At 72.3% G+C, this 24,473-nt stretch carries 22 protein-coding genes; 12 read left to right on the forward strand and 10 right to left on the reverse strand.

The genetic code is table 11. The features are described from left to right. Positions 1 to 2 precede the first annotated feature (2 nt). Positions 3 to 971, reverse strand: coding sequence for a hypothetical protein (locus tag AB0K65_RS05155; RefSeq protein WP_365714347.1), 969 nt, complete (start codon positions 969 to 971; stop codon positions 3 to 5). A 121-nt stretch (positions 972 to 1,092) separates the two neighbouring features. Here AB0K65_RS05155 and AB0K65_RS05160 point away from each other — a divergent pair, with 121 nt between their 5' ends. Both AB0K65_RS05160 and AB0K65_RS05165 read left to right on the forward strand, forming a co-directional pair. Continuing rightward, positions 1,093 to 1,677: a hypothetical protein gene (locus tag AB0K65_RS05160; protein ID WP_365714348.1), complete on the forward strand. Its 585-nt coding sequence runs from the start codon at positions 1,093 to 1,095 to the stop codon at positions 1,675 to 1,677. Between the two features lie 128 nt (positions 1,678 to 1,805). After that, positions 1,806 to 2,930 (forward strand): hypothetical protein, encoded by a 1,125-nt coding sequence (locus tag AB0K65_RS05165; protein ID WP_365714349.1) that lies wholly within the window; start codon positions 1,806 to 1,808, stop codon positions 2,928 to 2,930. Here AB0K65_RS05165 and AB0K65_RS05170 read toward each other — a convergent pair. Beyond that, positions 2,902 to 3,402 carry a DUF192 domain-containing protein gene (locus tag AB0K65_RS05170; RefSeq protein WP_365714350.1) on the reverse strand — a complete coding sequence of 167 codons (501 nt, stop codon included), beginning with the start codon at positions 3,400 to 3,402 and terminating at the stop codon, positions 2,902 to 2,904. The genes AB0K65_RS05165 and AB0K65_RS05170 overlap by 29 nt on opposite strands. Before the next feature lie 42 nt (positions 3,403 to 3,444). Here AB0K65_RS05170 and AB0K65_RS05175 point away from each other — a divergent pair, with 42 nt between their 5' ends. After that, positions 3,445 to 4,203, forward strand: coding sequence for an A24 family peptidase (locus AB0K65_RS05175; protein ID WP_365714351.1), 759 nt, complete (start codon positions 3,445 to 3,447; stop codon positions 4,201 to 4,203). 25 nt (positions 4,204 to 4,228) lie between these two features. Beyond that, positions 4,229 to 5,761, forward strand: coding sequence for a DUF2079 domain-containing protein (locus AB0K65_RS05180; RefSeq protein WP_365714352.1), 1,533 nt, complete (start codon positions 4,229 to 4,231; stop codon positions 5,759 to 5,761). Between the two features lie 63 nt (positions 5,762 to 5,824). On the opposite strand, the gene AB0K65_RS05185 is transcribed toward AB0K65_RS05180, so the two are convergent. Next, positions 5,825 to 6,976 carry a winged helix DNA-binding domain-containing protein gene (locus tag AB0K65_RS05185; protein ID WP_365714353.1) on the reverse strand — a complete coding sequence of 384 codons (1,152 nt, stop codon included), beginning with the start codon at positions 6,974 to 6,976 and terminating at the stop codon, positions 5,825 to 5,827. A gap of 78 nt (positions 6,977 to 7,054) precedes the next feature. On the opposite strand from AB0K65_RS05185, the gene AB0K65_RS05190 reads away from it, so the two are divergent. Then, positions 7,055 to 7,408: a helix-turn-helix domain-containing protein gene (locus tag AB0K65_RS05190; protein ID WP_365714354.1), complete on the forward strand. Its 354-nt coding sequence runs from the start codon at positions 7,055 to 7,057 to the stop codon at positions 7,406 to 7,408. Between the two features lie 366 nt (positions 7,409 to 7,774). On the opposite strand, the gene mgrA is transcribed toward AB0K65_RS05190, so the two are convergent. Beyond that, positions 7,775 to 8,812, reverse strand: a complete 1,038-nt coding sequence (gene mgrA / locus AB0K65_RS05195; protein ID WP_365714355.1) for an L-glyceraldehyde 3-phosphate reductase — start codon at positions 8,810 to 8,812, stop codon at positions 7,775 to 7,777. Positions 8,813 to 8,922: 110 nt separating this feature from the next. Here mgrA and AB0K65_RS05200 point away from each other — a divergent pair, with 110 nt between their 5' ends. From AB0K65_RS05200 to AB0K65_RS05220, 5 genes are all read left to right on the forward strand, one after another. After that, a complete protein-coding gene (locus AB0K65_RS05200; protein ID WP_365714356.1) occupies positions 8,923 to 9,684 on the forward strand; it encodes an isoprenyl transferase in 762 nt (253 codons plus the stop codon). A gap of 306 nt (positions 9,685 to 9,990) precedes the next feature. Further along, on the forward strand, positions 9,991 to 11,313 hold the full coding sequence (locus AB0K65_RS05205) for a PhoH family protein (protein ID WP_365714357.1): 1,323 nt from the start codon (positions 9,991 to 9,993) through the stop codon (positions 11,311 to 11,313). Positions 11,314 to 11,688: 375 nt separating this feature from the next. Then, positions 11,689 to 12,378: a transglycosylase SLT domain-containing protein gene (locus AB0K65_RS05210; RefSeq protein WP_365714358.1), complete on the forward strand. Its 690-nt coding sequence runs from the start codon at positions 11,689 to 11,691 to the stop codon at positions 12,376 to 12,378. A gap of 135 nt (positions 12,379 to 12,513) precedes the next feature. After that, on the forward strand, positions 12,514 to 13,983 hold the full coding sequence (locus AB0K65_RS05215; protein WP_365714359.1) for an AI-2E family transporter: 1,470 nt from the start codon (positions 12,514 to 12,516) through the stop codon (positions 13,981 to 13,983). Beyond that, positions 13,980 to 14,732: a hypothetical protein gene (locus tag AB0K65_RS05220; RefSeq protein ID WP_365714360.1), complete on the forward strand. Its 753-nt coding sequence runs from the start codon at positions 13,980 to 13,982 to the stop codon at positions 14,730 to 14,732. Before AB0K65_RS05215 ends, AB0K65_RS05220 begins: the two co-directional genes overlap by 4 nt. Before the next feature lie 68 nt (positions 14,733 to 14,800). Here AB0K65_RS05220 and AB0K65_RS05225 read toward each other — a convergent pair whose 3' ends face one another. Both AB0K65_RS05225 and AB0K65_RS05230 read right to left on the reverse strand, forming a co-directional pair. Beyond that, positions 14,801 to 15,334 (reverse strand): alkyl hydroperoxide reductase, encoded by a 534-nt coding sequence (locus AB0K65_RS05225; protein ID WP_365714361.1) that lies wholly within the window; start codon positions 15,332 to 15,334, stop codon positions 14,801 to 14,803. 16 nt (positions 15,335 to 15,350) lie between these two features. Beyond that, positions 15,351 to 15,905 (reverse strand): peroxiredoxin, encoded by a 555-nt coding sequence (locus AB0K65_RS05230; protein WP_365714362.1) that lies wholly within the window; start codon positions 15,903 to 15,905, stop codon positions 15,351 to 15,353. Between the two features lie 134 nt (positions 15,906 to 16,039). Here AB0K65_RS05230 and AB0K65_RS05235 point away from each other — a divergent pair, with 134 nt between their 5' ends. Further along, the gene (locus AB0K65_RS05235; RefSeq protein WP_365714363.1) at positions 16,040 to 17,002 is read left to right on the forward strand and encodes a LysR substrate-binding domain-containing protein; all 963 of its coding nucleotides are present in this window, start codon (positions 16,040 to 16,042) and stop codon (positions 17,000 to 17,002) included. Positions 17,003 to 17,086: 84 nt separating this feature from the next. Here AB0K65_RS05235 and AB0K65_RS05240 read toward each other — a convergent pair whose 3' ends face one another. Then, complete coding sequence (locus tag AB0K65_RS05240) at positions 17,087 to 17,611, reverse strand: PadR family transcriptional regulator (protein WP_365714364.1); 525 nt, start codon at positions 17,609 to 17,611, stop codon at positions 17,087 to 17,089. Positions 17,612 to 17,852: 241 nt separating this feature from the next. Between AB0K65_RS05240 and AB0K65_RS05245 the strand changes: the two genes are divergently transcribed. Further along, positions 17,853 to 20,033 carry a transglycosylase domain-containing protein gene (locus AB0K65_RS05245; protein ID WP_365714365.1) on the forward strand — a complete coding sequence of 727 codons (2,181 nt, stop codon included), beginning with the start codon at positions 17,853 to 17,855 and terminating at the stop codon, positions 20,031 to 20,033. A 79-nt stretch (positions 20,034 to 20,112) separates the two neighbouring features. Here AB0K65_RS05245 and AB0K65_RS05250 read toward each other — a convergent pair whose 3' ends face one another. From AB0K65_RS05250 to AB0K65_RS05260, 3 genes are all read right to left on the reverse strand, one after another. Continuing rightward, entirely contained in the window at positions 20,113 to 21,960 is a 1,848-nt protein-coding gene (locus AB0K65_RS05250; protein ID WP_365714366.1) for a SpoIIE family protein phosphatase, read from the reverse strand. 289 nt (positions 21,961 to 22,249) lie between these two features. After that, complete coding sequence (locus AB0K65_RS05255) at positions 22,250 to 22,915, reverse strand: DUF402 domain-containing protein (RefSeq protein WP_365714367.1); 666 nt, start codon at positions 22,913 to 22,915, stop codon at positions 22,250 to 22,252. A gap of 98 nt (positions 22,916 to 23,013) precedes the next feature. Next, complete coding sequence (locus AB0K65_RS05260; RefSeq protein WP_365714368.1) at positions 23,014 to 24,450, reverse strand: class II fumarate hydratase; 1,437 nt, start codon at positions 24,448 to 24,450, stop codon at positions 23,014 to 23,016. Between the last annotated feature and the right edge of the window lie 23 nt (positions 24,451 to 24,473).

A 24,473-nucleotide genomic window follows, 5' to 3' on the forward strand; every position in this document is an offset into this window, starting at 1 on the left:
GCTCACCCCTCGACCCCGTCGTCCGACGACCGTCTCGCCAGTGCCGACCGGATTCTCGCGATCATGCGTTCCGGGTGGTGGAAGACGTCCAGGGCGGTGAAGCGCAGGATGCGCCGCACCGCCGGGCAGTCGGCCAGGGCGTTGAAGCGGTCGATGTCGCGGGCGTGGGCGTGGCGGGTGCCGTGAAAGGCGTAGCCCTCGATCTCGACGACCAGGCCCGCCTCGCGGAAGAGGAAGTCGGGGCGCAGCGGCCGGCCCGCAGGGGTGTGCAGCAAGGGCTGGGGCTCCGGGTGGAGGTCCGCGTCGTGCATGTGGAGGCGGGCGATCGTCTCGGCGGGGGACCCGGCGGCCGGGGTGGTCAGGGTGACGTGACGACGGGCCCGGGCCGCGCCGGGGAGACCGGCGGTGGGGTGGGCGGAGAAGTGGGCCGCCAGTTCGTGGGCGCGGACCAGCGGTTCGCGGCGGACACCCCGGATCGTCCGCCGGGAGAGCGCCGAGTCCGCCGCCACCACGGCCTCCTCGCGGCTTCCGCGCCGCATGAGGTCCCCGACCGTCCGCACCGGGGCCGTCACCCGCAGCCCCGCCCGGAGGCACACGTCCCGTTCGGTGAGCACGGCCGTGGTGTGCAGGCGCAGACCGGGCCGGCGGGAGGCGCCGGACCCGCTGCCCCGGAGCACGGTGAAGTCCAGCAGGTCTTCCTCGCCTGCCCCCGACTCGACCAGCGTTTCGATGCGGTGCAGCCTCGCCGCCGTCGCGTGACTGCACACCCACCGCGGCCGCAGCAGTTGCACCGCTCTCGCCCGGATCCTCCAGTCCACCTCCTTTCCCGGAACGGCCCACGCGCCCCGACAGATCCGCTGCCATCCCTCGCCGCGCAGCCGCCCCCGCAACCGTCCCCGCGACCAGCCCGCGTCGTACGCCCACCCGGTCAGGAGCACCCCGCCCCGGGCCGCCCGCACCAAGTCCTGCATGCCCCACGCCCCCCTTCCCTTCGGAGCCCTCCGGCTCCTTCCCGACCCAACGATCCCCGGAAGGAGGATTGTTCGCACCCCCTGTGGATAACTCCCCGTCACATGCCCCATCCTGTACGTGATGACGACGACAACCCCGAGCGTGCAACTGGTCAGTGATCTCGTCGCCCGGATCCCCGAGTTCCGTGACGCGTTCGAGTCCCACGTCTTCAGCCAGGGCGTCGTGCTGCCGCACGTGTTCTTCTGGGACGTCGTGCAGGGCACCGTCCAGTCCTACCTCGGGGATGCGTCGGCGGCCCCCGAGCCGCCCTCGATCGGACCTCAGCCCGCCCCCGAGCCGCCCGAGCCGCCCGCGATCGGACCTCAGCCCGCCCCCGAGCCGCCCGCGCCTCCCCTCTCGGGCCCGCCGCCCCTCTCGGGCCCGCCGTCCCTTCGGCTGCCGTCCCCCACACCGCCCGTCCCCGGCCCGCCGTCACCTCGGCTGCCGTCCCCCACACCGCCCGTCCCCGGCCCGTCCGCCCCCTGGCGCCGCACCCTGGACTTCCTGGAGGAGCAGAGCTGTCGCGGTGTCCTCGGGATCGACGAGGTCATCGTCACGTCGTTCCTCAACGACCTGCCGTACCCGCACGAGCCGGGCCACGCCATCGTCCGGGAGCTGGGCCCCGTCATGGCGGCGAGGTTCCGCAGGATACGGCCCGGCGGCTGACACCCCCCGGCACCCCCGGCACCCCCGGCACTCTCCGGCCCCCCGGCACCCCCTGAGACGCACGCGGCGCCGGGGGCAGGCGCGGCCACCGCCCGGGGGCCGGGCGCGGCCCGGACATAATCGACCGCATGTCCCCAGCCCAGCCCACCGCCCCGGGGCGGTCCGTCCGCACGGCCGTCCCGTGGCCCGCCCTCGGCGGCTACGCCGCCACCCGTCTCGTCGGCCTCGCGGTCCTCGCGCTGGCCGCCGCCGTGACCGGCAAGGACGGGCTGCACCGGTTGAGCGGACGCTGGGACTCCGTCTGGTACGTCCGGATCGCCGAGCAGGGGTACGGCCACCAGGTGACGCTCCCGAACGGCAGCGTCCATTCCGACCTGGCCTTCTTCCCGCTCCTCCCCCTGCTCGAACGGTTCCTGTCCGCGGTCCTGCCCGTCGACGCCGCCACCGCGGGACTCCTCGTCTCCTGGACGGCCTCCCTCGCCGCCGCCTGGGGCATCTACGCCGTCGGCACGCACGTCGCCGGCCGGCCCGCCGGGACCGTCCTCGCCGTGCTGTGGGGCGTCTACCCGACCGCCTTCGTCCAGTCGATGGCGTACACGGAGACCCTCTTCACCGCGCTCGCCGCCTGGTCGCTCCACGCCGTCCTGCGCGAGCGCTGGATCCTGGCCGGCGCCCTGTGCGCGCTCGCCGGCCTCACCCGCCCGACGGCCGCCGCGCTCGTCGCCGCCATCGGGATCACGGCCCTCGTCACCGTCGTACGCGACCGCCGCCTGCACGCGCGCGTGGCGGCCGGCGCGCTGCTCGCGCCCCTGGGCTGGCTCGCGTACGTCGTCTACGTCGGCGTACGGGAGGGCAGCGCCACCGCCTACTTCGACGTCCAGGCGGCCTGGGGCAACTCCATCGACGGCGGGGTCGCCCTCGCCCGCTTCATCTGGGGTCTGCCGCCCCTGGCCGCCCTCGGCCTGTCCGCGGCCCTCGGCCTGCTCGCCTGGCTGGTGGCCCTGTGCGTACGGCAGAGGCAGCCGCTGCCCCTGCTCGTGTACACGATCGCCGTCGTCGTCGTCTCCCTCGTCGGAGCGGCGTACTTCGGTTCCCGGCCGCGCCTGATGATGCCGGCGTTCGGCCTGCTGCTCCCGGCGGCGGTGGCGCTGGTACGGCTCCGGGTGCGCCACCGGATCCTCGTCCTGGCCGGCCTCGCGCTCGCCTCGGCCGGCTACGGCGCCTTCACGCTTCTGGGTTCGGGACCGCCGTGACCCGCACGCCCCGGCGCACTCCCCAGGCCGCCATCGCGCCGGCCTCCGCCTCCAGGACGTGCCGGCCGCGCGGCCGGACCATGCCGAGCCGCCCGGGCCTCATCGTCACGACGTCGATGACGCGCAGGGCGCGGTCCAGGTAGGCCACGTCGATGGGGAAGCGCATGCCGAAGGTGTGCACGCTGTTGGTCGGGGTGATGAGGAGCGCCCCCGCGATCCCGTCCCGCCCGAGCAGGCCGCGCCGCCGCGCCCGGTAGGAGGCCGCGATCTCCAGCGGTATCGCCCCGCCCGGCCCCCCGCCCGGACCCCGGTCCGAGCCCGTCGGCTCCTCGCCCGGCCCGCCTCGCGGACCGCTTTCAAGACCCGCGCCCGGACCGCCGCCGAAGTCACCGTCCGGGTCCTTGGCCGAGTCACCGCCCGGCCCCCCGCCCAAGACCCTCAACGTCCCCGTGCCGTCACGCCATTTCCCCATGGGGGAAGACGGTAGCGACACCCCCACCCTAGGGTCGGGACCGTGTTCGCCACCCTGATCGTCGTCGCCGCCCTGTGGGGCGCCGCCACCGGGTCGCTCGTGCCCCGCGCCGCGTACCGCCTGTCGGTCACGCCGGGGGAGAGCCGGCGTGACGGATGCCCGGCCGGGCACACCGTCGCCGGCCCCGCCGGCGGCCGGCTCGGCGCCCCCGGCTGCCGTACGTGCGCGACCGAAGGGCACCCGGCAGCGCCGCGCGTCCCGGCCGGAGCCGCGCCCGCCCTCCTCACCGCCCTCGTCTGCGCCGGCCTCGCCACCGCCACCGGGCCCCGGCCCGAGCTGGGCGTCTGGCTGCTGTACGCACCGCTCGGCGTGCTCCTGGCCGGCGTCGACGTGCGCGTGCACCGGCTGCCCGACAGCCTCACGCTTCCCCTCGCCGTCGGCACGCCGCTGCTCCTGGGCGGCGCCGCCCTCCTCCCGTACGACGCCGGCTCCTGGCCGCACGCCCTTCTCGGCTCGCTCGCCCTGGGCGGCGGCTATCTGGTGCTGTTCCTGATCAACCCCAAAGGCATGGGCTTCGGCGACGTCAAGCTCGCGCTCTCCCTCGGCGCCGTCCTCGGCTGGTACGGCTGGGGCGTCCTCTTCGCCGGCGCCTTCGCGGGTTTCCTCCTCGGGGCGCTGTACGGGTTCGGCCTGATACTCCGCCGGCGCGGCGGCCGCGGGACCGCCATCCCGTTCGGCCCCTTCATGCTCGGCGGCGCGCTGCTCGGACTGCTCCTCGGCGCGCTCTCCGCCACCCCCTGACGATCGCGCCCTAGCATCCCGTCATATGCGGGCATATACCGACAAAAACATTCAGGTGGTCCCGGCGGTCCTCCGGCTGCCCCGGAGGGCGTCCGCCCTCCTCCCCGCGGGAGCGTCCGCCCTCCTCCCCTGGGCGTGGGCCGCGGGCCTCTGCTTCCTCTACGCGACCGTCGCCGTGCGCCGGCACGCCCTCCTGCGGACGACCGGCTACGACCTCGGCATCTTCGAGCAGGCCGTCCGCGCCTACGCCGAACTGCGCGCGCCCGTCGTCCCCCTGCGCGGCGAGGACTTCAACATCCTCGGCGACCACTTCCACCCCCTGCTCGCCGTCCTCGCCCCCCTCTACCGCCTCTGGCCCTCCCCCGTCTGTCTGCTGCTCGCCCAGTCCGCCCTGCTCGCCCTCGCCGTCGTCCCCCTCGCCCGCTGGGCCGTCCGCGCCCTCGGCCGCCGGGCCGCCCACGTCGTCGCCGCCGGCTACGGCCTGAGCTGGGGCATCGCCTCGGCCGCCGCCTTCGACTTCCACGAGGTGGCCCTCGCCGTGCCCCTGCTCGCCTTCAGCCTGGAGGCGCTCGGCCGGCGGCGGTGGGGCGCCGCGGTCGCCTGGGCCGCGCCGCTGCTGCTCATCAAGGAGGACCTGGGCCTCACCCTCGCCGCCGTCGGCGTGTACATCGCGCTCAAAGGGCCCCGGCGGCTCGGCTGCCTCACCGCCGCGGGAGGCCTGCTCGGCTCCCTGATCGAGATCAAGCTCCTGCTGCCCGCGTTCAACCCCGGCGGCGGCTACGCCCACGGCGACAACCTCTCCGACGGCTACGGCTCGCTGCTCTCCACGCTCGCCCACGCCCCGCTCGACGCCCTGCGCCCCGACATCAAGGCGATGACCCTGATCCTGGTCTTCGCCCCGTCCGCGCTGCTCGCCCTGCGCTCGCCGCTCTCGCTGATCGCCGTACCGACCCTCGGCTGGCGGATGGTCTCCGACAACGGCTTCCACTGGGGCACCGCCTTCCACTACAGCGCGATCCTCATGCCGGTCGTGCTCGCCGGCCTGATCGACGCCCTCGCCGCGTGGCGCCGCGACGGCCATCCGGTCGCCGCCCGTCACGTCCGCGCCTCGCTCGCCACCGTGCTCGCCGTGACGGTGGTGATGATCCCGTCCTTCCCTCTGGCCCAGCTCGCCCAGCGGGCCACCTGGCGCACCACCCCGCACATCGAGGCCGCCCGCGAACTCCTCGCGAGGATCCCGGACGGCGCGACCGTCGCCGCCTCCAACAGGCTGGTCCCGCAGCTCACCGCGCGCTGCACGGTCGTCGTCTTCCCGACCTTCCCGGTGGACAGCAAGCTGTACGCGTACGACCGGAAGGACTTCCCCGCCCCCACCACCGAATGGATCCTCCACGACGCCCAGGCGCCGGAGGCGTGGCCCTACAAGGTGGGGCACTGGCCCTATCCGCTCGAACAGCAGGAGGCGGAGCTGGCGGCCGCGCGGGAGAAGTACGGCTACCGGCTCGTGGCCGCGCGGGACGGCCTCACCCTCCTGCGCCGCACCACCACCCCCCGCTGACCGTGCGGGGCCCCGTCCTTCCGCCCCGCGCACGCCCCGCCCGCCGTGGCGCGCCCGGACGCCTCACGCGTGCGGGCCCACCGCCACCGCCCCCACGGTCAGCTCCGCCGTCGCCTCCAGGATCACGGCCACCCGCTCCGCCTCTGCCTCCAGCTCCCGCGTCCGTGCCGCGCCCAGGGGAGCCAAGGGCTCGACCGTGATCGCGATCCGCCGCCCCGACCGCCGCTGGTGCCACACGCCCGCGACCGTGCCGTCGACGAGCAGCACCGGGAAGTTCCCGGCCTGACCTCGCGCGAGCGCCCGTTCCCGGGCGGCGCCGGGGAAGAGCCGTTCGCGCGGCTGCGAGGCGATGGCGAAGGCGTCGAAGTAGGGCAGCAACCGCACGCCCCGCGCCGGTTCGGCGGGGAAATCGGTGTCCCCGGCGACGACCCAGGCCGCCGCCGACTCGAAGACGACCTCCTCGATCCGGCCCTGGCCGGCCAGCGCGGTGAAGAGCGAGGAGGCCCACCCGGACGGAGCCGCCAGCCACTTCGCGAAGTGCTGCGGGGTCGCCGGTCCGTACGCGTACAGGTACCGCTCCACCAGCGTGCCGAGCGCCCGCGTCCCCTCGGCGGGCCGTACCTCCGGACTGGTGTACGTGACGTTGCGCCCCCGGTTCGGCCCGAAGCAGAGGACTCCGCGGTGGGCGGCCGTGTGGGTCGTCTGGCGCCAGCGCGGCCACTTGTCCTGGAAGGCCTCCATCACCCGTTCACCCGCCCAGGGCCCGACACGCGCCACGATCGCGTCCGTCAGCTCGTCCACGGTCAGCTCCGCCCCCGCGAGCGCGTCCCCGATCGCCGCCACGACCCGGTCCGTCTGCTCCGCCGTCATCCGTACGGCCGGGGGCTGCTGCTGGGGCCCGGCCGGGATCGCGGAGAGCGCACCCGTCCACACCGGGAGGTCGGCGGCGGGCAGCAGGTGCACCGTGCCGCGCGGGCCGTACGTCTTGACCAGCGACCGGTCCTCCCACAGCGCGGCACGCACGTCCGCACGGGTGGCGTCCGCCGTGCGCAGTGCCAGGGACAGCTCGGCGGCCGACAGGACCTGGGCGTGCGCCCCGAGCATCGCGGACGCGACGGCCGCCGGCGGGGCGTCCGTGCGCACGTCGAGGAACTGGCGGCGGATCCTGCGGGCGTCGGCCCGGGCCCACGTGACGGGGGAGGAGGTCGCGGTCATGGACCGACGGTAGGGGCGGAATAGGTCACGGGCTGTCCGCCTTGACCCGAACAGTCGTGAGGAAAAGAGGAGTTGGCGATGGCCAAGGGCAAGACGGAGTACGACTGCGGGCTCGACGCGGCCGTGGACGTCGTCGGCGGGAAATGGAAGCCGCTGATCCTGTGGGCGCTGCACGCCCACGGCACGACCCGCTTCGGGGAGCTGCGGCGGCAGGTCTCCGGCGTCAGCGAGAAGGTGCTGATCCAGCAGCTGCGGGAACTGGAGGCGGACGGCATCGTCCACCGCGAGGTCCACCGGGAGGTTCCGCCCCGGGTGGAGTACTCGCTGACGGAGCTGGGCGAGGCGCTCAACACGGCGCTGCTGCCGCTGGGCGAGTGGGGCGACCGCTTCATGGCCGAGATCCTCGCCCGCAAGGCCGAGCAGGCCGCCTGACCGGCGCACTCCACCCCCCTGGTCGCCGCCCCGGCCTGGCCCCTACCCCGCCCGAGCCCGCCCCCGCCCCTCCCGGACGTCAACCCCGCGCCCGGCCCCAGGGGTCCCTCTTGGGAGGTACGGAAACCGCCGCCACGCCGGGGCGTAAACCCGCCAACGCGCCGCACGACCCGTGCCGCGCCTGGGTTGTGTCCGCTCCCGGCCGATCCGTCGGCTCCGGGTGGCACCCACCACGACTTACGAAGGGTTATGGTGGAAACCCCCCCTCGGGCCGGTCCGTAACCCCCCCCCACGGACCGGCCCGTTTTCTGTCTCCGGCTCCGGCCCGCCCGACGGGGCGCCCCGGCCCCGCGCCGGCCGCGGGACTCAGCCCCGCCCGGCCCAGATGTTCGTGCCGGCGGTGTCCACCGCGAACGAGTCGATCTCCTCGAGCTCCTTGGCCGTCAGCGGCGGACCGGACAGCGCGGCCACGTTCTCCTCCAGCTGCCCGACGCTGGACGCGCCGATCAGCGCGGAGGTCATCCGCTCGTCGCGCAGCACCCACGACAGCGCCAGCTGCGCGAGGGTCTGGCCCCGGCGCTCGGCGATGTCCGCGAGACCGCGCAGCCGCCGCAGCACGTCGTCGGAGAGCAGGTTCGGGTCGAGGGACTTGCCCTGCGTGGCCCGCGACCCCTCCGGCACGCCCCGCAGGTACTTGTTCGTGAGCAGCCCCTGGGCCAGCGGCACGAAGGAGATGCAGCCCATGCCGGCCGCCTCCAGCGTGTCGAGGAGGCCGTCCGCCTCGGTCCAGCGGTTGATCATCGAGTACGACGGCTGGTGGATGAGGGCGGGGACGCCCATCTCCTTCAGGATCCCGGCGGCCTCGGCGGTCTGCTCGCTGGTGTACGAGGAGACGCCGACGTACAGCGCCTTGCCCTGGTGGACGGCGGAGGCCAGCGCCCCCATCGTCTCCTCCAGCGGGGTGTGCGGGTCGAAGCGGTGGGAGTAGAAGATGTCGACGTAGTCGAGACCCATGCGCTTCAGGGAGGCGTCGAGCGACGACATCAGGTACTTGCGGGAGCCCCACTCGCCGTACGGGCCGGGGTGCATCAGATATCCGGCCTTCGTCGAGACGATCAGCTCGTCCCGGTAGGCCGCGAAGTCCTGGGCGAAGATCTTCCCGAAGTTCAGCTCGGCCGAGCCGGGCGGCGGGCCGTAGTTGTTCGCCAGGTCGAAATGGGTGACGCCGAGGTCGAAGGCGCGGCGCAGGATCGCCCGCTGCGAGTCGAGCGTGCGGTCGTCGCCGAAGTTGTGCCACAGGCCCAGCGAGACGGCCGGAAGCCTGAGCCCGCTGCGACCCGTGCGGCGGTATTCCATGTGGTCGTAGCGGTCGGCCGAGGCGCGGTACAAGGGGGAGTCAGTCACGTATCTCTGCTTATCACGGACTTGTGACAGTCCCGGGCTGGGTGCCATTGACCCGTGCGCAGTAATGTGGCGGCTTCGGGGGCCGACGCGGCATGGAGGGGTTAAGAACAGTGAACCTGCGCGACCTGGTGTACGGGCTCTACGCACGCCGGGTGGAAGGCCGCCTCGACCACGCCCAGGTGCCCAAGCACATCGGCGTCATCCTCGACGGCAACCGTCGCTGGGCCAAGGCGTCCGGCGGGACTCCCGAGCAGGGGCACAAGGCCGGCGCGGACAAGATCCAGGAGCTGCTCGGCTGGTGCGCCGAGACCGACGTCGAGGTCGTCACGCTCTGGATGCTCTCCACCGACAACCTGAACCGGCCCGAGGAGCAGCTCGTACCGCTGCTCGGCATCATCGAGAACGCGGTGCGCTCCCTCGCCGCCGACGGCCGCTGGCGGGTCCACCACGTCGGCACCCTGGATCTGCTGCCCGCCCGCACCCAGTCCGTACTGAAGGAAGCGGAGCAGTCCACCCACGACAACACGGGGATACTCGTGAACGTGGCCGTGGGCTACGGCGGCCGCCAGGAGATCGCGGACGCGGTCCGCTCCCTGCTCCTCGAACACGCGGAGAAGGGGACGAGCTTCGAGGAGCTCGCCGAGATCGTCGACGTCGAACACATCTCCGAGCACCTGTACACCCGCGGCCAGCCCGACCCCGACCTGGTGATCCGTACCAGCGGTGAGCAGCGCCTGTCCGGTTTCATGCTGTGGCAGAGCGCCCACTCGGAGTACTACTTCTGCGAGGTCCACTGGCCCGCGTTCCGCAAGGTCGACTTCCTGCGGGCGCTGCGCGACTACGCCGCCCGCCACCGGCGTTACGGAACCTGACGCCACCCCCTCACGGAACCCCGCGGGCCCGGCCGAAGAGGTCATCTCGCGTTCATGAACGCGTCGTCATATGCCATGGCATGGCGGCGGCCGTTCGAGGGCATATCCCTTGCAGAGTGAGCGGCACGGAGACCGCCACCCGGGAGGCCCGTTGCACCAGGACGACCGTGCACGACACGTACGGACGAGGCGGAGGGCCGGCGCTCGGCCCGCGTCTCGTGGCCAGAGCCCGGTCCCATCCCGCAGCGACACAGGTTCCGTCGCGCCCCGACCTCATAGGGGTCTTCAAAGGGGGTCTGTCCTTCCGTGGTGACCAGCACTAAGCGCCGCTTGTCCGACAGGCGCACCTATGTTCTCGACACCAGCGTCCTGCTGGCCGACCCCAACGCCGTGTCCCGCTTCGACGAGCACGAGGTCGTGCTCCCGATCGTCGTGGTCACGGAGTTGGAGGCCAAACGGCACCACCCCGAGCTCGGCTACTTCGCCCGGGCGGCCCTGCGCCTCCTGGACGACTTCCGGGTCCGGTACGGACGCCTGGACGCCCCGCTCCCCATCGGGGACCTGGGCGGCACGCTGCGTGTCGAACTCAACCATTCCGACCCCGGCGTGCTTCCGGCCGGCTACCGGCTGGGGGACAACGACACCCGGATCCTCGCGGTCGCGCGCAATCTCCAGGCGGAGGGGTACGACGTCACGGTCGTCTCCAAGGACCTGCCGCTGCGTATCAAGGCGTCCTCGGTCGGCCTCCTCGCGGAGGAGTACCGCGCCGAACTCGCCGTCACGGACTCCGGGTGGACCGGAATGTCCGAGCTGGCCCTCGGGGCCGACCAGGTGGACATCCTCTTCGACCAGGAGACCCTGTACGTCCCGGAGGCCGCCGAGCTTCCGGTGCACACGGGCCTGGTGCTGCAGTCCGAGCGAGGGAAGGCGCTCGGCCGGGTCACGCCGGACGGGAACGTCCGCCTGGTCCGCGGCGAGCGGGAGGTCTTCGGGATCAGGGGCCGCAGCGCAGAGCAGCGGATCGCCCTCGACCTGCTCCTCGACCCGGACGTCGGCATCATCTCCATGGGCGGCCGGGCCGGCACCGGCAAGTCGGCGCTGGCGCTCTGCGCGGGCCTGGAGGCGGTCCTGGAGCGCCGTCAGCACCAGAAGGTGATGGTCTTCCGTCCGCTGTACGCGGTCGGCGGCCAGGAGCTCGGCTATCTGCCCGGCAGCGAGGCCGAGAAGATGAGCCCGTGGGCGCAGGCGGTCTTCGACACCCTCTCGGCGGTGGCGAGCCGGGACGTCATCGAGGAGGTGCTCGGTCGCGGCATGCTGGAGGTCCTGCCGCTCACCCACATCCGGGGCCGTTCCCTGCATGACGCCTTCGTGATCGTCGACGAGGCCCAGTCCCTGGAGCGGAACGTCCTTCTGACCGTTCTGTCCCGGATCGGGTCGAATTCGCGGGTCGTCCTGACCCATGACGTCGCCCAGCGCGACAACCTCCGGGTCGGCCGGTACGACGGAGTCGTCGCCGTGGTCGAGAAGCTGAAGGGCCATCCGCTCTTCGCCCATGTCACGCTCACCCGCTCCGAGCGCTCCCAGATCGCCGCGCTCGTGACCGAAATGCTGGAGGACGGACAGATCTGACCCTTTCGTACCCCCTCGTGGGGGTACGGCAGTTGGCGCCGCCCGGCAAAGCTGAGGAGCTTAGCCGGGCGGCGCCGCGCTGTCCCCCGTATCGGCCAAAACCCCTGGGGCGGAAGAGGTGTGAGCTTTCACACGCAACTCGGAATTGCCTTGCGGCGTCGCCGTCCGGCAGAGTCTTGCTTCCGTCAGGCCCCGCATACGGCACACGTGCACCCTCAGGGGTGTGGCACCACACAACTCAACAACCGTCCGCCGTATGCCGCCCACAGCACCACGGGCCCGTGTCTTCAGTGACCCAGCAGTTCGAAGACCAGCGCCAGGGGCACGATTTCGCCCACGTGGTCACCTGTGTGGGCGATGCTGGAAGGAAACCGTGTGAGCCGGATCTCGGTCCGGGGATTCGCGGTGGCTTCGGCCACTGCGGTCACCACCGTCGGCGCCGTCGTCGGCGTTGCGTCGGGCAGCACCCAGCCCGCGGACGACAACTTCGAGGCCACCGCCGCCGACACCACGCTGCTCGCGGACATTCCCGCGGGCGAGCAGGCCCAGGTACAGGTCTCCTCGCTCTCGGAGCAGGCCGACGCCCAGGCCGCCGCCGCCGACTCGGTCGCGAAGAAGTCCGCGGAGGAAGCGGCCCGTCTCCAGGCCGCCAAGGACGCCGAGGCGAAGAAGAAGGCCGCCGACAAGGCGGAGGAGGAGCGCAAGGAGGCCGAGGAGCGCGCCAACCGTTCCTCGCTGCGCGACGCGACGAGCTTCGCCGCCCAGGGTTCGTACTCCATCTCCGACGTCAAGGCGATGGCCCGCCAGATGATCCCGGGCGACCAGTTCCAGTGCTTCAGCAACATCGTGGACCACGAGTCCGGCTGGAACTACCGCGCGACCAACCCCTCCTCCGGCGCCTACGGCCTCGTCCAGGCCCTCCCCGGTTCGAAGATGTCGTCGGCCGGCGCCGACTGGCAGACCAACCCGGCCACCCAGATCAAGTGGGGCCTGAACTACATGAACGAGCGCTACGACAGCCCCTGCGGCGCGTGGTCGTTCTGGCAGGCCAACCGCTGGTACTAGAACCGGCGTCGCAACCTCGTGGAGCCCCTCACCGTCCTACGGTGAGGGGCTCCGTGCGTGCGGGCGTGTAGGTTCGGGGTTCGTCGGGCTCGCCGGGGGTGAGTGGGGGAGTGAGCGGGGGGAAGAGGGAAGGTCATGTCGAGACTGCCAGGATGGCTGGGCCGGCTGGGCGAGAGCCTGAGCCGCATGGGCGAACGCCTTGACGAACGCCGGGCGCGGGCCGAGGCGGACGACGACGACCTGGGCGACCGCGACCGCGACCCCGAGCGCCCCTACGGCCCCGGTGCGGGCGACGGCGGGGACGCCGGTCCCGAGGCGCCGCCTCCGCCGGGCGACGACGACGCGGCCGGACCGCGGGCCGCCGACGGCGCCGACTCCGGCCGGTGGCCGGGCCGGCGCGCGCCCGCCCCGCCCGCCGTCCCCGCACCGCCTGCCTACGCGCCGGCCGTCGCCGCGCGGCCCGAGCCCGCCGACGCCATCCCGTGGGGCATGCGGGTCGCTGCCGAGGCCGGCTGGCGGCTGCTGGTGCTCGCCGGCACGCTGTGGGTGCTGATGAAGGTGATCAGCTCCGTCCGGCTGGTCGTCCTCGCCTTCGTCGCCGCGCTCCTCATCACCGCCCTGCTCCAGCCCACCGTGGCCCGGCTGCGCAAGGCGGGCCTGCCGCGCGGAGTGGCCACCGCCGTCACCGCCGTCTCCGGATTCGTGGTCATGGGGCTGGTCGGCTGGTTCGTGGTCTGGCAGGTCATGGACAACATCGACAACCTGTCCGACCGGGTCAGGGACGGCATCGAGGAGCTCAAGCGCTGGCTGCTCGACTCCCCCTTCCATGTGACCGAGCAGCAGATCAACGAGATCGCGAAGAACCTCAGCGACACCATCGGCGCCAACACCGAGCAGATCACCACCGCCGGGCTCCAGGGCGTGACCGTGGTCGTCGAGGCGATCACCGGGATACTGCTCGCCATGTTCTCGACCCTCTTCCTCCTCTACGACGGGAAGAAGGTCTGGAACTGGACGCTGAGGCTGCTGCCCGCCCAGGCCCGCCCCGGAGTCGCGGGAGCCGGGCCGCGCGCCTGGCGGACCCTGACCGCCTACGTCCGGGGCACGGTCATCGTCGCCCTGATCGACGCGGTCTTCATCGGCCTCGGGCTGTACTTCCTCGACGTCCCGATGGCGGTGCCGCTCGCCGTCTTCATCTTCCTCTTCGCCTTCATCCCGCTCGTCGGCGCCGTCATCTCCGGAGCTCTCGCGTGCGTCGTCGCCCTCGTCACCAACGGGGTCTTCACCGCCCTGATGGTCCTGGTCGTCGTCCTGGCCGTGCAGCAGATCGAGGGCCACGTCCTGCAGCCCTTCATCCTGGGCCGTGCGGTCCGCGTCCATCCGCTCGGCGTCGTCCTCGCCGTGGCGGCCGGCGGACTGACCGCGGGCATCGGCGGCGCCGTCGTGGCGGTGCCGCTGGTGGCGGTCACCAACACGGCGGTCGGCTACCTCCGCGCGTACAGCACCGAACGAGCCCTGCTCAGCACACCGGAACCGCGCGGCGCGACGGCGTACGCGGTGGCGCCCACGCCGGCGCCGGGCGCGCGCGACCGGGACGAAGCGTGATCTCCGAACCGGAGCTGGTGGGCGGGGCGGCCTTCCCCGCCGGGGACCCCCCGCGCCGCACGCCCGAGGCCGGAGCCACCGTGGGCGGTGTCCCCGCGGGCGGTGCGGCGGCGCTCCGTACGCCGGAACCGGGCGCGCCGGGGACCCGGCGGCGCTGGCCGTGGGCGCTGGGCGGTGCGCTGCTCGCCTCGGCGGTGTGGGCCGGCGGCCTCTACGCGTACGACCGGTCCCAGGAGGACGGGCCCGACCTCGGCGGATACCGGGCGGTCGGGAACCTCTGCGAGAAGGCCGAGCTCAAAGCGCTCTCGGCCGAGCTGGGCAAGAGGTCGGTGGACCCCGCGTCGAACGCCCCTACGGCGCGTCACCCCGCCCTCGACAAGGCGCGGTGCACCGTCATGCTGGGCTCGGCCGACACCGGCTACTCCGTCGACGTCCAGTACGACCTGCACAAGGCGACCGACCCGGGGCCGGAGTTCGAGCCCGGCCTCGGCGACCTCGCGAAGCACGCCGAGGCCGTGGAGGGGCTGGGGGAGCGGGCGTTCGTCCAGAACCAGCCGGAGGAGTTCGCGGGTGCCTGGATCGCCGTCCTCGACGGTCAGGCCGAGCTGAACATCTGGCTCAGCCCGCAGCAGACCTGGGACCTGGAGAAGGACGAGGCGGTCCCGAGCACACCGAAGACCGACCTGTCGGGCGTCGAGGCCCTGCTCGTGCAGGACATGAAGGCGCTGATGGCCGCCCTGAAGGAGTGAGGAGCGGCGACGGCGGAAGGGCCCGGGGTGCGGTGTGCACCCCGGGCCCTTCCTCGCGTCGCGCGGCCTTACTCGGCCAGCACCGCTTCCGCTTCCAGCGTCACGCCGACCGCCTGGATCACCGAGGCGATCTTGACGGCCTCCTGGATCGTCTCGCGGTCGACACCGGCCTTGCGGAGCACCTGCTCGTGCGAGTCGAGGCACTGGCCGCAGCCGTTGATCGCGGAGACGGCCAGCGACCACAGCTCGAAGTCGACCTTCTCCACGCCCGGGTTGCCGATGACGTTCATCCGCAGACCGGCGCGCAGCGTCCCGTACTCGGGGTCCGACAGCAGGTGCCGGGTCCGGTAGAAGACGTTGTTCATCGCCATGATCGCGGCGGCGGACTTGGCGGCCTGGTAGGCCTCGGGCTTGAGGTTGGCCTTGGCCTCCGGCTCCAGCTCGGTCAGCACCTTCGGCGAACGCGAGGCGATCGCGCAGGCCAGGACGGTGCCCCAGAGCTGCTGCTGCGGCAGCTCGCTGTTGCCGATCACCGAACCGAGGTTCAGCTTCAGGTCCTTGGCGAAGTCCGGTATGGCGGACTTGAGTTCGTCGAGAGCCATGTCAGTTCACCCGTCCTTACTCGCCGGAGAGGAGCGCGACCGGGTCCAGGGTGGTCTCGCCCTTGGTCCAGTTGCACGGGCACAGCTCGTCGGTCTGCAGGGCGTCGAGGACCCGCAGGACCTCCTTGGGGTTACGGCCGACGGAGCCGGCGGTCACCATCGTGAACTGGATCTCGTTGTTCTGGTCCACGATGAAGACGGCGCGCTGGGCGAAGCCGTCCTCGCCCTCGACGCCGCAGTCGCGCATCAGCTCGTGCTTGGAGTCGGCGAGCATCGGGAAGGGCAGGTCACGCAGGTCGTCGTGGTCCTTGCGCCAGGCGTGGTGCACGAACTCGGAGTCGCCGGAGACGCCGAGGATCTGCGCGTCGCGGTCGGCGAACTCCTCGTTCAGCTTGCCGAACGCGGCGATCTCGGTGGGGCAGACGAAGGTGAAGTCCTTCGGCCAGAAGAACACCACACGCCACTTGCCCTCGTAGGTCTTGTGGTCGATCTGAGCGAACTCCTTGCCGCTCTCCAGCGACACGCAGGCGGTCAGGTCGTAGGTGGGGAACTGGTCACCGACAGTGAGCACGCGCTCTCCTCGTAGAGGGGGTGGAAGTCCCTTTTGGGGCCTTCCGTGGGGGTTGGACGAGTCACAGCATGGCACGCAGTGCATTGATCAGTGAAATAGCTAGACTGCGGCGTGTTGATTGAAGGTGGTTATCAGTGGGGTTCCCGTACAACCCGTACCGAGGCAAGCAGCCCAGCCTCTCCCAGCTCAGGGCGTTCTCGGCGGTCGCCGAGCATCTGCACTTCCGTGACGCGGCGGCGGCGATCGGGATGAGCCAGCCCGCGCTTTCGGGCGCGGTTTCGGCTCTCGAAGAGGCACTCGGTGTCCAGCTCCTCGAGCGTACGACGCGGAAGGTGCTGCTCTCGCCCGCCGGGGAGCGGCTCGCGGTGCGCGCCAGAGCCGTCCTGGACGCGGTGTCGGAGCTGATGGAGGAGGCGGAGGCGGCCCAGGCGCCGTTCACCGGGGTGCTGCGGCTCGGCGTCATCCCGACCGTCGCGCCGTATCTGCTGCCCACCGTCCTGCGTCTGGTCCACGAGCGCTATCCGGAGCTCGACCTCCAGGTCCACGAGGAGCAGACCTCCTCGCTCCTGGAGGGCCTCGCGGCCGGACGCCTCGACCTGCTGCTGCTCGCGGTGCCGCTCGGGGTGCCCGGGGTGACCGAGCTCCCGCTCTTCGACGAGGACTTCGTGCTCGTCACCCCGCAGGGGCACCCGCTGGCCGGCCGCGACGACATCCCGCGCGAGGCACTGAAGGAGCTCAACCTGCTGCTGCTCGACGAGGGCCACTGCCTGCGCGACCAGGCCCTCGACATCTGCCGGGAGGCCGGCCGCACGGAGGGGGCTCCCGTCACCACCACCGCCGCGGGCCTGTCCACCCTCGTCCAGCTGGTCGCGGGCGGCCTCGGCGTGACCCTGCTCCCGCGCACCGCCGTGAAGGTGGAGACCGCCCGGGACGCCGCCCTGTGCACCGGCCGCTTCACCGACCCGGCGCCGTCGCGGCGGGTCGCCCTCGCCATGCGGACCGGGGCGGCCCGGCATGAGGAGTTCGAGGAGCTGGCGTGCTCGCTGCGGGGCGCGATGAGGCGCCTTCCGGTGCGGGTGCTGGGCGTCGGGACGTGACCCTTCCGGTACGGGTGCCGGGCGCGGCGGGGGTCGGACCGTACGCCTTGTCGAGGCCCCCGGCGCGGAGCAGGGGAGCGGGGGTCATCGGCGGATCTCCTCGGCGAGCCGGTCGAGACGGGCGGCGGTCAGCTCCAGCCAGCGCAGATCGGCTTCGAGGTGGAACAGCGCGTGGTCGCAGATCAGCTGGTCGGCGAGGTCGCCGCCCTTCTTGCGCCGGGTGAGATCGCGCATCAGCCGCAGGTGCTCGGCCCGCTGCGCGTCGAGGAGCCCGGCCGCACCGCGCCCGGTCAGCAGGGCGAGGACGACCTTGGTGTAGAGCGTGGACTGGAGGTACGGCTCCGGATTCTCGGGCTGCGCCAGCCAGCGCTCGACATCGGTGATGCCGGCCTCCGTGATGGCGTACCGCTTCCGCTCCGGGCCCCCGCCGGCCTCGACGCCGTCGACCACGACCAGGCCGTTCCTCAGCAGCCGCGACATGGTCGAGTAGACCTGCCCGTAGTGGAGGGGCCGGTCGTGGCCGAATCTCTCGTCGAAGGCGCGCTTGAGGTCGTAGCCGTGACGCGGACCGGACTCCAGGAGCCCCAGAAGGGTGTGACCGATGGACATGCCGGTCACTGTACCCCCGGTGTATACGCACGGTGTATACCGCCAACAGGGCAGCGTGTGACGGGTATCGCACAACCATCGCCGTCTCTGGCGCGTCGGTTCCCGTGGAGACAGGTGCTGATTCTCACGTCCGGAAAGACCGGATCGATCGCCCTTTGTCTGCATGAGCGGTGTTAGCTTGCTGAGCTGATTCGGCGCGGACGCCGGGACCGGAACGACGACGAGCGGAGCGACGACGCACATGGGCCGAGCGGACAAACGCCAGGGAAAGAGCGGGCGGATACGCCGTCTCTTCACCTGGAGGAAACTCCTGGGCACGTTCCTCGTCGGCTGCCTGCTCGTGCTGGGAGCCTTCTACGCCGTCTATCTGCTGGTCCCGGTGCCCGTCGCCAACGCCCAGGCCACCATGCAGAGCAACGTCTACAAGTACGCCAACGGCAAGGTCCTCGCCCGTACCGGTGAGGTCAACCGGGAGATCGTCGGCCTGGAGAAGATCCCGACGGGCGTCCAGAAGGCCTTCGTCGCCGCGGAGAACAAGACCTTCTACAAGGACCACGGCGTCGACATCAAGGGCACCGCCCGCGCGGCCCTGAACACCGTCACCGGCAAGGCCAAGCAGGGTGGCTCGACCATCACCCAGCAGTACGTCAAGAACTACTACCTGGACCAGGACCAGACGGTCACCCGCAAGCTCAAGGAGATGGTGATCGCCCTCAAGGTCGACCAGCGCACGGAGAAGAGCGAGATCCTCGCCGGCTACATGAACACCAGCTACTACGGACGCGGCGCCTACGGCATCCAGGCCGCCGCCCAGTCGTACTACGGTGTCGACGCCTCCCGGCTGACCGTCGCCCAGGGCGCCTACCTCGCCTCCCTGCTCCAGGCCCCCAACCAGTACGACTGGACCTCCGCCACCCCCACCGGCCGCAAGCTGGTCGAGGAGCGCTGGAACTACACCCTCGACAACATGGTCGAGGAAGGCTGGCTGCCGCAGACCGAACGCGCGGGCCTGAAGTTCCCCGTCCCCCAGAAACCCAAGCCCGCCCCCGGCATGGAGGGCCAGACCGGCTACCTCGTCGAGGCCGCCAACCAGGAGCTGATGCGCCAGGGCATCAGCGAGGGCGACATCAGGGCCGGTGGCTGGACGATCACCCTCAACATCGACGAGAAGAAGCAGAAGTCGCTGGTCAAGGCGGTCGAACGGCAGCTGGAGGACAAGCTCGACCGCAAGGACGACGAGAAGGACGCCACCGTCCAGGCCGGCGCCACCTCGGTCGACCCGAAGACCGGCAGGGTCCTCGCCCTCTACGGCGGCGTCGGCGCCACCGAGCACTGGATGTCCAACGCCACCCGGCGCGACTACCAGCCCGCCTCCACCTTCAAGCCGATCGTGCTCGCCTCCGCCCTGGAGAACGGGGCCGACACCCAGGACGGCCGGAAGATCGGCCTCGGCACCGTCTACGACGGCACCAGCAAGCGGCCCGTCGAGGGCAGCGACGTGCCGTTCAACCCGGAGAACGAGGACGACAGGAGCTACGGCCCCGTCACCGTCCAGAAGGCCACCAACAGCTCGATCAACTCGGTGTACGCCCAGATGATCGTCGACGTCGGCCCCGGCAACGTGAAGAAGACCGCGCTCGACCTCGGCCTGCGCGACAGCCCCGACTTCGTCGAGAGCCCCGCGATGTCGCTCGGCACCATGGGCGCCTCCACCTGGGACATGGCCGCCGCCTACGCGACCCTCGACAACCACGGCGTGAAGGTCACCCCGACCATCGTGAAGTCCGCCGCGCACAAGAACCGCCAGGCCGAGCCGGTCAAGGCGATCGGCGAGCGGGTCCTCAGCCGCGAGGCCGCCGACACCGTCACCAAGGCGATGACCGGCGTCGTCTCCAGCGGCTCCGGCTTCCGCGCCGCCGGCGACTACGCGGCCGCCGGCAAGACCGGTACCTCGGAGAACAACCGCTCCGCCTGGTTCGTCGGCTACACCCCCGAACTGGTCACCGCCGTCGGCCTCTTCGGCGAGGACCCCAAGGGCGGCCAGGTCACCCTGACCGACACGATCAACCCCGGCCGCGCCAACGGCGGCCGCACGCCCGCCCAGATCTGGGGCGCCTACACCACCGGCGCGCTCGGCGGCGGCTCGGACACCCCGTTCGATCTGGAGACCGGCGACTCGGGCGTCCTCGCCCCGGAGCCCACGCCGTCCCGGACGACCGAGTCCCCGACGCCGACGCCGCCGGCCACGCCCGACACCGACACCCCCGACCCGACGCCGCCGCCGACGCCGACCGCGACGACCCCGCCGCAGCCGACCCGGACGACGACGACACCGCCGAAGCCGACGCCGTCGGCCTCGGACGCGACGATCGAGCCCCCGGACGGCGGGGAGGACGCCGAGCGTCCGTTCCAGCTCCCGTGACCGGGTGACGACGTGACGAAGGCCGGGCCCCCGGGGGCCCGGCCTTCGTCATGGACGACAGCCGCCTGCGAAACACGCCCTAGGGGCGCGTGGCCAGTTCGAACCAGACGACCTTGCCGCCCGAGAGCCGCGTCGCCCCCCACCGCCGGGCCAGCCGGTTCACCAGGAACAGCCCCCGGCCGCCCTCGTCGGTGTCCCGCGCCCGCCGCTGGCGGGGCAGCTGCGGAGAGTCGTCGCCGACCTCGCAGCGCAGTACGTCGGTCCGCAGCAGCCGCAGGGTCACCGGCCGCTCCGCGTACCGCACCGCGTTCGTCACGACCTCGCTGATCAGCAGCTCCACCGAGTCCGACAGCTCCTCCAGGTCCCAGCGCGCCAGCGCCCGCCGCGCGAGCCGTCGGGCCCGCCCCGGAGCCGCGTCCTCCGGCTCCAGGAACCAGTACGCCACGTCGCTGGGCGCGATCCCGTCGAAACGGGCCGCGAGCAGCGCGATGTCGTCGTCCCGGTCGCCCGGGCCGAGCATGTCGAGGACGTCGTCGCAGAGCGCCTCCAGCGGAGGCGAGTGGTCGGGCCCGGTCAACTGCGCCGTCGCCGCCAGCCGCTCGCGCAACTGCTCGATCCCGGTCCACACGTCCCGCAGCCGGGACTCGACCAGACCGTCGGTGTACAGCAGCAGCGTCGCGCCCGCCGGGGCGTCCAGCTCGACCGCCTCGAAGTCCACCCCGCCCACGCCGATCGGAGCGCCCGGGGGAACCCGGAGCACCTCCGCTCGGCCGCCGAGGTGGAGCAGTATCGGCGGCGGATGGCCCGCGTTGGCGATCGTGATCCGGTGCGAGACCGGGTCGTACACGGCGTACATGCAGGTCGCCATCCGGTCCTGGCCGAGCCGCTGGGCCTGCTCGTCCAGGTGGTGCAGTACTTCTTGCGGCGGCAGGTCGAGACCCGCCAGGGTCTGCGCGGTCGTGCGCAGCTGCCCCATGATCGCGGCGGAGGTCATGGAGTGCCCCATGACATCGCCCACGACCAGCGCCACCCGGCTGCCGGGCAGCGGGATCGCGTCGTACCAGTCACCGCCCACCCGGGCCGTCTCGGCGGCGGGGAGGTAGCGGGAGGCGAGCTTCACCCCGGTCGGCTGCGGCAGCGAGTCCGGCAGCATGGTGCGCTGGAGCTCGTCCGCGATGTACGCCTCGCGGCCGTAGAGCACGGCCTTGTCGATGCCGAGCGCCGTGTGCGTCGCCAGCTGGGCGGCGACCAGGAGGTCGTTCGGCTCGAAGCCCGGACGCTCGGGGCGGCGCAGGAAGACCGCGGCCCCGATGACCCGGCGCCGGCCGCGCAGGGGCGCGAGGATCGCCCGGTGCCCGCCGGGCACCGGGTGGTCGGAGCCGAGCAGCTCGGGCAGCGCGGCCCGGGCGGCCGCGGAGTCGCCGAAGACCGGCCGGACCCCGCGCAGCACCTCGGCGAGGGCGCCGCCGGAGCGGACCTCGCACAGCTCCGCCGCGGGGGTCGGGTCCGGGTCGGGGACGAGGACCAGCTCCTCGCCCTCCAGGTCCGTTAAGCGCAGCCGGTCGGTGCGGCGCAGCCGCAGCACGAACGGCGCGACCGGCCGCTCGTCGCCCACCGGGAGCGGGTCGCGCAGATAGACCAGGATCACGTCGGAGAAGGTCGGCACGGTGGCCCGGCACAGGCCGAGCACGATCTCGTCCAGGTCTATGCCGCGCGCGATCCGCCGGGTCGCCGCGCCCACGAACCGCAGCCGGTCACCCTCGCGCCGCGAGGCGGCGCCGTCCTGCGCCCCTCCGCCGCCGCCGGGCGCGGGCACCGCGACGGCCGCCGCCGCCGCCGTCGCCGCTTCCTGGCGGGGGCGGGCGCGTTCCTGCGACCGGGCAGCCAGCGGCTGGCGGCCTTCGTGGGAGGTGGGATGCTCCGTCACGCGTGGGATTCCGTCCGTCCGGGCCGGTGGTGCGATGCACTCGCTCTTCTCGCCGATGCCGCGCCGTCACCGGGGATAAACCCCTGGCGGGTACTGGATCCGAAGACCCCGCGAGCAGCGGCCGCGGCAGGGGTCGCGACACCCGGGCGCACGTCCGGCACGGCTCTCCCCCTCCTGGATGACTTACGGTCAGGTCCTGCGCTGTGCTCAGTGGTTGACACGGCGTTCGGTTGATCACGTCTTGCGGAGGACGATCCTACGTTTGCACCCCGGGGGCGCATCAAGGGTCTCACGGTGCGGTGTGCGCCGGGGTGCGATCCCAGTCCGAGGGAAGCTCGGGCACCTGCCAGCGCGGATCCGGACGCCAGTCCTCCCACCCGTCCGAGAACGGCGCGCCCCACGCCCGGATCACGTCGACGGCGGCCCGGCCCGCCTCGCGGACCCGTGCGGCCTGGGCGGCGTCCATCAGACCGGCCCGCTGGGCCTGGGCGAACTCGTCCTCGTCCCGCCACAGCCAGCTGCGGTCCGGATAGACGGAGATGTCGAGGAAGTGGTCCTCGGAGTCGATGCCGCCGGACCAGCGGGTGCGGGGCTCCTCGAGGTTCACGTACCAGCTGCGGAACTGCCAGCCGCGGTCCCAGAACAGCCAGACCGACCACGGGTCGGCGGGTCTGGCCAGCTTCAGCACGCCCGTGCCGAACCAGCGCGAGCGGGTGGTGGTGCGCGGGGCGGTGTAGCGGGTGGCGAGGGGCTCCTCGTGGACGGGGGTCCCGTCGGTGAGCACCGGTTTGACGCACTCCGTGCCGGGCGCCATCCAGACGGCGAGCAGCTCGGAGGTGTCCTGGACGACGGTCACCGGCCGGCAGATGTGCACAGCGCCGGAGCCGTTGCCGCGGTAGCGCCAGAGGATGTGCTCCCCCGGCGCCCAGTGCTGGGGGCCGCCCGATCCTGTCATGCGCAGATCTTAGGGGCGAGCCCCCGGCACCGCTGCGGCACAGGTCACGGATGAGTCAGATACGGCTGGACCGGTTTCAACGGGTCCACTGACACTGCCTAGGGCCGCGTCATGCGCAGGACGTCGAGGGCCTCGTCGAGCTGCTCGACGGTCAGGTCGCCGCGCTCGACGTACCCGCCCGCCAGGACGACCTCGCGGATCGTCCTGCGCTCGGCCAGGGACTTCTTGGCCACCTTGGCCGCCTCCTCGTAGCCGATGTACTTGTTCAACGGCGTGACGACGGACGGCGAGGACTCGGCGTACTCCCTGGCCCGCTCGACGTTGGCGGTGATGCCGTCGACCGTACGGTCCGCCAGCAGCCGGGCGGCGTTGGACAGCAGCCGGACCGACTCCAGGAGGTTCTTCGCGATCACCGGGAGCATCACGTTGAGCTCGAAGTTCCCGGCCGCGCCCGCCACGGCCACCGTGGTGTCGTTTCCGGTCACCTGCGCGGCGACCATCAGAACCGCCTCGGGAATGACCGGATTCACCTTGCCCGGCATGATCGAGGACCCGGGCTGGAGGTCGGGCAGATTGATCTCCGCCAGGCCGGTGCGCGGCCCTGACGCCATCCAGCGCAGATCGTTGGAGATCTTGGTGAGGGAGACGGCGATCGTCCTGAGCTGGCCGGACGTCTCCACCAGGCCGTCCCGGGCGCCCTGCGCCTCGAAGTGGTCGCGGGCCTCGGTGAGGGGGAGGCCGGTGGCTCGGGCGACCTCGGCGATGACCGCGGCCGAGAAGCCGGGTGGCGTGTTGATGCCGGTGCCGACCGCCGTACCGCCGAGGGGCAGTTCGGCGAGCCGCGGCAGGGCGGACTCCAGCCGCTCGATCCCGTACCTGACCTGGGCGGCGTAGCCCCCGAACTCCTGACCGAGGGTCACCGGGGTGGCGTCCATCAGGTGCGTGCGGCCGGACTTCACCACGTTCGCGAATTCGGCCGATTTCCGCTCCAGGGAGGCGGCCAGATGACCGAGGGCCGGGATCAGATCGCGGGTGACGGCGGCGGTCGCGGCGATGTGGATGGAGGACGGGAAGACGTCGTTGGACGACTGGGACGCGTTCACGTGGTCGTTGGGATGGACGGCCCGGCCCTCCGGGAGGCGCTCGCCGGCCAGGGTGGCGAGCACCTCGTTGGTGTTCATGTTGGAGGAGGTGCCCGAGCCGGTCTGGAAGACGTCGACCGGGAAGTGGTCGTCCCACCGCCCCTCGGCCACCTCGGCCGCGGCGTCCTGGACGGCCCGCGCGATGTCCTCGTCGATCACGCCGAGTTCGGCGTTCACCTTGGCGGCGGCCGCCTTGATCCGGGCGAGGGCCTCGATATGGGTGCGTTCGAGGCGCTGCCCGGAGACGGGGAAGTTCTCCACCGCCCGCTGGGTCTGGGCGCGCCACTTGGCGTGGGCGGGGACCCGCACCTCGCCCATGGAGTCGTGCTCGATCCGGAAGCCCGCCCGGGGGTCGTCCCGGACGTCTTCCCGCTTGTCACTCGTGTCACTCATGTTCCCAACCTCCTGCAAAAGTT

Origin of the sequence: Streptomyces sp. NPDC053755, assembly GCF_040677675.1 — a bacterium.
Taxonomy (GTDB): Bacteria; Actinomycetota; Actinomycetes; order Streptomycetales; family Streptomycetaceae; genus Streptomyces.

Coding starts and splice junctions, on each gene's coding strand:
- AB0K65_RS05165 (WP_365714349.1), top strand. CDS start 1,806: ATGTCCCCAGCCCAGCCCACCGCCCCGGGGCGGTCCGTCCGCACGGCC.
- AB0K65_RS05215 (WP_365714359.1), top strand. CDS start 12,514: ATGTCGAGACTGCCAGGATGGCTGGGCCGGCTGGGCGAGAGCCTGAGC.
- AB0K65_RS05190 (WP_365714354.1), top strand. CDS start 7,055: ATGGCCAAGGGCAAGACGGAGTACGACTGCGGGCTCGACGCGGCCGTG.
- AB0K65_RS05155 (WP_365714347.1), bottom strand. CDS start 971: ATGCAGGACTTGGTGCGGGCGGCCCGGGGCGGGGTGCTCCTGACCGGG.
- AB0K65_RS05240 (WP_365714364.1), bottom strand. CDS start 17,611: ATGTCCATCGGTCACACCCTTCTGGGGCTCCTGGAGTCCGGTCCGCGT.
- AB0K65_RS05180 (WP_365714352.1), top strand. CDS start 4,229: ATGCGGGCATATACCGACAAAAACATTCAGGTGGTCCCGGCGGTCCTC.
- AB0K65_RS05260 (WP_365714368.1), bottom strand. CDS start 24,450: ATGAGTGACACGAGTGACAAGCGGGAAGACGTCCGGGACGACCCCCGG.
- AB0K65_RS05185 (WP_365714353.1), bottom strand. CDS start 6,976: ATGACCGCGACCTCCTCCCCCGTCACGTGGGCCCGGGCCGACGCCCGC.
- AB0K65_RS05170 (WP_365714350.1), bottom strand. CDS start 3,402: ATGGGGAAATGGCGTGACGGCACGGGGACGTTGAGGGTCTTGGGCGGG.
- AB0K65_RS05225 (WP_365714361.1), bottom strand. CDS start 15,334: ATGGCTCTCGACGAACTCAAGTCCGCCATACCGGACTTCGCCAAGGAC.
- AB0K65_RS05245 (WP_365714365.1), top strand. CDS start 17,853: ATGGGCCGAGCGGACAAACGCCAGGGAAAGAGCGGGCGGATACGCCGT.
- AB0K65_RS05160 (WP_365714348.1), top strand. CDS start 1,093: ATGACGACGACAACCCCGAGCGTGCAACTGGTCAGTGATCTCGTCGCC.
- AB0K65_RS05255 (WP_365714367.1), bottom strand. CDS start 22,915: ATGACAGGATCGGGCGGCCCCCAGCACTGGGCGCCGGGGGAGCACATC.